At 68.5% G+C, this 6,224-nt stretch carries 4 protein-coding genes; 3 read left to right on the top strand and 1 reads right to left on the bottom strand.

The genetic code is table 11. The annotated features are described in order from the left end of the window. Together A9W95_RS06690 and A9W95_RS06685 are read left to right on the top strand one after the other, a co-directional pair. On the top strand, positions 1-3,454 hold a 3,454-nt coding region (locus tag A9W95_RS06690), incomplete at its 5' end, for a beta-ketoacyl synthase N-terminal-like domain-containing protein (protein WP_305799961.1). A gap of 18 nt (positions 3,455-3,472) precedes the next feature. Next, complete coding sequence (locus tag A9W95_RS06685; protein ID WP_067409938.1) at positions 3,473-3,865, top strand: holo-ACP synthase; 393 nt, start codon at positions 3,473-3,475, stop codon at positions 3,863-3,865. An 81-nt stretch (positions 3,866-3,946) separates the two neighbouring features. Here A9W95_RS06685 and A9W95_RS06680 read toward each other — a convergent pair whose 3' ends face one another. Continuing rightward, a complete protein-coding gene (locus tag A9W95_RS06680) occupies positions 3,947-5,779 on the bottom strand; it encodes a DUF2339 domain-containing protein (protein WP_067409935.1) in 1,833 nt (610 codons plus the stop codon). A gap of 103 nt (positions 5,780-5,882) precedes the next feature. Between A9W95_RS06680 and A9W95_RS06675 the strand changes: the two genes are divergently transcribed. After that, positions 5,883-6,224, top strand: a 342-nt coding sequence (locus A9W95_RS06675; RefSeq protein ID WP_156746052.1) for an FAD-dependent oxidoreductase, incomplete at its 3' end; no start/stop codon positions are given.

Here is a 6,224-nt window from a genome sequence, read left to right as displayed (position 1 = left end):
GTTGGCCGATGCCGCTTCGGTGGACAAGGTCATCGACGCCGCGGTCGCTTCGGTCGCCGCTCGCCGTGGCATCTCGGTGGCGCTGCCGTCGGCCGGTGGCGGAGGCGGTGCGACGGTCGACGCCGCCGCATTGAGCGAATTCACCGACCAGATCACCGGACGCGACGGCGTCCTGGCTTCCGCGGCGCGACTGGTGTTGGGGCAGCTGGGCTTCGACGACGCCGCTACCGTCCCACAGACGGCCAGCGACGCCGAGCTCATCGACTTGGTCACCGCCGAATTGGGTTCGGACTGGCCACGATTGGTGGCGCCAGTCTTTGACGCCAAAAAGGCCGTCGTCTTCGACGATCGCTGGGCCAGCGCGCGCGAGGACCTGGTCAAGCTATGGCTGACCGACGAGGGTGACATCGACGCCGACTGGGTGCGGCTCTCGCAGCGCTTCGAGGGTGCGGGCCATGTGGTGGCCACTCAGGCCACCTGGTGGCAGGGCAAGTCGCTGGCCGCGGGGCGGCAGATCCATGCGTCGCTCTACGGCCGGATCGCCGCCGGCGCGGAGAACCCGGATCCCGGGCCGTACCACAACGAGGTCGCCGTGGTCACCGGTGCATCGAAGGGATCCATCGCCGCCGCGGTGGTCGCCCGATTGCTCGACGGCGGTGCCACCGTCATCGCCACCACCTCCAAGCTCGACGAGGAAAGGCTGGCGTTCTACCGCAACCTCTATCGCGACCACGGCCGGTACGGCGCGGCGCTGTGGGTGGTGGCGGCCAATATGGCCTCATACTCCGACATCGACGCCCTGGTCCAATGGGTCGGCAATGAGCAGTCGGAAAGCCTTGGGCCGCAGTCGATCCACATCAAGGACGCGCAGACGCCGACGCTGCTGTTCCCGTTCGCGGCGCCCCGCGTCGCCGGTGATCTGTCCGAAGCCGGGTCCCGCTCCGAGATGGAGATGAAGGTCCTGCTGTGGGCGGTGCAACGGCTGATTGGCGGACTGTCCAAGATCGGCGCCGAGCGCGACATCGCGTCGCGTCTGCATGTGGTGCTGCCCGGTTCGCCCAACCGCGGGATGTTCGGCGGCGACGGCGCCTACGGTGAAGCCAAGTCGGCGCTGGATGCGCTGGTGAGCCGCTGGCACGCGGAATCGACATGGGCGGCTCGGGTGAGCCTGGCGCACGCGTTGATCGGCTGGACCCGCGGCACCGGGTTGATGGGTCACAACGACGCCATCGTCTCGGCGGTCGAGGAGGCCGGTGTCACCACGTACTCCACCGACGAGATGGCTGCCATGCTGCTGGGCTTGTGCGATGTCGAATCCAAGGTGGCCGCGGCCTGTGCGCCGATCAAGGCGGACCTGACCGGCGGGCTCGGCGATGCCCAACTGGACATGGCCGAGTTGGCCGCCAAAGCCCGCGAGGAGATGTCGGCCGAGGCGTCGCCCGGCGAGGACGCCCCGATCGCCGGAACCATCGCCGCGCTGCCTTCTCCGCCACGAGGATTCAATCCGGCACCACCCCCACACTGGGATGACCTTGACGTTGACCCGGCCGATCTGGTGGTGATTGTGGGCGGTGCCGAAATCGGCCCGTACGGTTCGTCACGTACCCGCTTCGAGATGGAGGTCGAGAACGAGCTCTCGGCGGCCGGCGTGTTGGAGTTGGCCTGGACCACCGGGCTGATCCGCTGGGAGGACGATCCTCAACCGGGTTGGTACGACACGCAATCGGGCGACCTGGTCGACGAGGCAGAGCTCGTCGAGCGCTACCACGACGCTGTTCTGGAACGCACCGGCATCCGTGAGTTCGTTGACGACGGCGCGATCGATCCCGACCACGCCTCGCCGTTGCTGGTGTCGGTCTTCTTGGACAAGGACTTCAGCTTCGTGGTGTCATCGGAGGCCGATGCCCGCGCGTTCGCCGAATTCGACCCCGAGCACACCGTGGTCCGCCCGGTGCCCGACTCGACGGACTGGCAGGTTATTCGCAAGGCCGGCACGGAGATTCGGGTTCCGCGCAAGACCAAGCTGTCCCGCGTCGTCGGCGCTCAGATCCCGACCGGGTTCGACCCGACCGTGTGGGGCATCAGCGCGGACATGGCCAACTCGATCGACCGGGTGGCGCTGTGGAACATCGTCGCCACCGTCGACGCGTTCCTGACCGCCGGGTTCAGCCCCGCCGAGGTGATGCGCTACGTGCACCCCAGCCTGGTCGCCAGCACGCAGGGCACCGGCATGGGCGGCATGACCTCGATGCAGACCATGTACCACGGCAACTTGCTGGGCCGCAACAAGCCGAACGACATCCTGCAAGAAGTGCTGCCCAACGTCGTTGCGGCACATGTGATCCAGTCTTACGTCGGGAGCTACGGCTCGATGATCCACCCGGTCGCGGCGTGCGCGACCGCGGCGGTGTCGGTCGAGGAGGGCGTCGACAAGATCCGGCTGGGCAAGGCCGAACTAGTGGTGACCGGCGGGCTGGACGACCTGACACTGGAAGCCATCATCGGCTTCGGTGACATGGCGGCCACCGCCGACACCAGCATGATGCGCGGCCGTGGCATCCACGACTCGAAGTTCTCCCGCCCCAACGACCGTCGGCGGTTGGGCTTCGTCGAAGCCCAGGGCGGCGGGACCATACTGCTGGCGCGCGGCGATCTGGCCCTCAAGATGGGTCTGCCCGTGCTCGCGGTGGTGGCCTACGCGCAGTCCTTCGGCGACGGTGTGCACACCTCCATCCCGGCCCCCGGGCTGGGTGCACTGGGCGCCGGCCGCGGCGGAAAGGACTCGCCGCTGGCCCGCGCGCTGGCCAAGGTGGGCGTGACCGCGGACGACGTGGCGGTGATCTCCAAGCACGACACGTCCACGTTGGCCAACGATCCCAACGAGACCGAGCTGCACGAGCGGCTGGCGGACTCGATGGGCCGGTCGGCTGGCGCACCGCTGTTCATCGTGTCGCAGAAGAGCCTGACCGGACACGCCAAGGGCGGCGCGGCAGTCTTCCAGATGATGGGACTGTGCCAGATGCTGCGCGACGGGGTGATTCCGCCCAACCGCAGCTTGGATTGCGTCGACGACGAGCTCGCCGGGTCGGCCCATTTCGTCTGGGTGCGTGACACGCTGCGGCTCGGCGACAAGTTCCCGCTCAAGGCGGGGCTGCTGACCAGCCTCGGCTTCGGGCACGTGTCCGGACTGGTGGCGCTGGTGCATCCGCAGGCGTTCATCGCCGCGCTGGACGCCGACCAACGCGAGGATTACCAGCGACGCGCCGAGGCGCGTCTGCTGGCCGGTCAGCGTCGGTTGGTGAAGGCCATCGCGGGTGGACCGGCCATGTACCAACGGCCGCCGGACCGGCGTTTCGACCACCACGCGCCGGAGAAGCGGCAGGAGGCGGCCATGCTGCTGAATCCGAACGCTCGTCTCGGGGACGACGACGCCTACCAGGTGTCGGCCGGATGATCCGTTAGCCTGCCAGCCATGGGCATCGTCGGCGTGGGGATCGATGTTGTCTCCATCCCTGATTTCGCGGAGCAAGTGGACCAACCCGGCACGGTATTCGCCGAGACGTTCACCCCGGGTGAGCGCCGCGACGCCTCGGACAAGAGTTCGTCGGCGGCGCGTCACCTGGCCGCCCGCTGGGCCGCCAAAGAGGCGGTGATCAAGGCGTGGTCGGGGTCGCGGTTCGCGCAGCGGCCGGTGCTTCCTGAGGACATTCACCGCGACATCGAGGTGGTCACCGACATGTGGGGTCGGCCGCGAGTCCGGCTGAGCGGCGCCGTCGCCGAGCATCTGGCCGACGTGACGATTCACGTGTCGTTGACGCATGAGGGGGACACCGCGGCCGCGGTCGCCATCCTCGAAACCAGCTAGGCCCTCCTCTTTCTTGCCGCGAGCAGACGCAAACTCGCGTTATACGGGCCAAATCCGTGCGACTTTGCGTCTGCTCGCGGGTTAAGGGGACGGGGTTTGCTGGGCGAGGCTGCGGGCATAGCCGGCTCCCATGCTCAGCAACACCAGCCCGACGACGATGAATACCGCTACCCGGAAGATCCCGTCGAGCGTGGCCAGGTCGAACAAGAACAGCTTGGCTGTCGCGGCGGCGGTCAACGCCAAACCGGCCGTGATGAGCGCCGCCCGGTTGGTCCGGTTGGTCGGGCGCTGCGCGTAGCGGAACAGCGCGGCCGCCATGCCGATCCAACAGATGGTGGCCGCCATGTGACCGGCCAGGAAGCCGCCGCTGGTGCCTCCGAGGAGAACACCGGCGGTGACGGTGAACGCGGTGACGGCGTAGATCACCACCGCGCCGGCCGCGGCGCCGACGGTCTTGACCGCGTCCGGGCTGCGGCGCGCCGCCTCCAGCCACGCGCGGGCCGTCAAGATGGTGAACGCCACCGTGAGCAGGCTGGCTGCCAACGTGGAGACCGCGATAGGAGCGGGTGTCTCGGTAGCCGTCATCAGCGCCGCCGGCGGGGTATAGCGGTAGCAGATACCGACGCCGATGACGCCGAATCCTAAAGCCGCGCAACGCGCTTCGGCAACATGCCGGCCGGCGATGATGACCATGACGGCCAGTGCCAACAACACCGGACCCGCGACCTGACCGTGGCACGCGACGGTCACTGCGATCAGCGCCGCGATCGCCGCCAGCGCCGACCACACCTGAACGACAATCCGGGGCAATTCCCCGACCAGGACGGTCGCCAGCATCCCGGCCGCCAGTGCCGCCGCCAACACCGCGGCCAGCATGCGATCGACCGCGATGCCGGCCGACAGAACCGGCAGGGCACCGACGGCGGTCAGCACCGCCAGCGCCGCCGGATTCTCAGTGGACGGCAGCAGGATCAGGCCGCTGACGACGGCCAACATGGCGGCCACCCCACACGCTCCGCCCAACAGCCACGGGTCGTCGTGCCGACTGACGGCCACCAGCGCCACCAGCAGTGGCAGGGTCACCGCCGCAATCCGTGCGGCATGCATCCAGACCCAATCCTTGCCCAGTTGAACCGGTAGCGCGGCGGCCGACAGCGCCAGCATGAAGCTGACCAGCAACAGGTCGACGCCCTTGGTGAGCACTGGCGCCAGCGCGATGAGCGGCACCAGAACCAGCAGCGCCAGGTCTTCGGAGTCCCAGCGCCTTGCCAGAGCCAGCCCTGCTCCGCCGACCGTCGCGGCGAGCACCAGCCCGACCGGCGCGGTCACCCAGTGGTAGATGGTGGTCAGCGCGATGACGTCGAGATAAGCCGCGGCAATGCCGGTGGCCGCCAATGCGATAGCGCCGGTGCGGCCGCCCGGGCGGCCGTGCATGCGGGCGGCCACACCGATCAGGCCCGCCGACAGCGCGATGCCACCGGCTACTCGAACCTCCGGACGAAGCAGGCCGGCCTGCGCGGCCAAGACCAGCAACAGCACCACGCCGACCAGCGTCACGGCCACGCCGGCGACGGCGAGCACTTTGCCGATCCAGCCGGATGGGTCGGGCTTGGCAGCGCGCGGCGGTGACGGTGACGGTGACGGTGGCGGCATGGGCCGTGGTGGTGGTGCTACGGATGGAGGCGGTACGTAAGCAGCCGGCGCAGGGGGTGACCAGTAGGGCCAATGTTGTTGCCACTGCGGCGGCGGGGGAGGTGCGGGCGCGGGCTCAGGGGTGGCGGCCGCGGTACGGGCCGTCTGAGCAATGAGGTGATCAAGCTGACCGAGTTCACCCGCGACGCGCGACATTTGACGCGCCAACGCGTCGAATTCTTCAGAGAGTCGACTGATGAGAGCCCGCTGGGATTCCGTCATGGCAGCTACCCTGCCCGGCTGCGGCCCGGAATGGATGAGTAGGACTACCCAAAGCGGGCCGGCACCGGATTGACGCCGGCACGTTACGGGTAACGCTTCCCAGATGGCAGCAGCAACCCCGCACACCGACGAGTTCTTCGATGTGCTCGTCATCGGTGGCGGCAACGCCGGGATCAGCGCGGCTGCCCGGCTGCTGCGACGCGGTATCTCCAACGTCGCGGTCATCGAACCGCAGGACGTGCACACATACCGACCACTGCTGTCATATGTCGGCGGCGGCGAGGCGTTGATGCGCAGCGCCGAGCGCACCCAGCGATCGGTGACTCCACGTAATTGCCGGTGGCTCCGGGATTCTGCCGTCGCCGTCGACCCCGCTCAACACACGGTGCGGTGTGCCTCGGGCCTGACGTACCGGTATCGCGAGCTGATCGTCTGCGCCGGCCTG

It is taken from the genome of Mycobacterium sp. 1423905.2, assembly GCF_001673155.1.
Classification (GTDB): domain Bacteria; phylum Actinomycetota; class Actinomycetes; order Mycobacteriales; family Mycobacteriaceae; genus Mycobacterium.
Note: the sequence above shows the minus strand (reverse complement) of the source record. Positions and strands in the feature narration are given on the sequence as shown.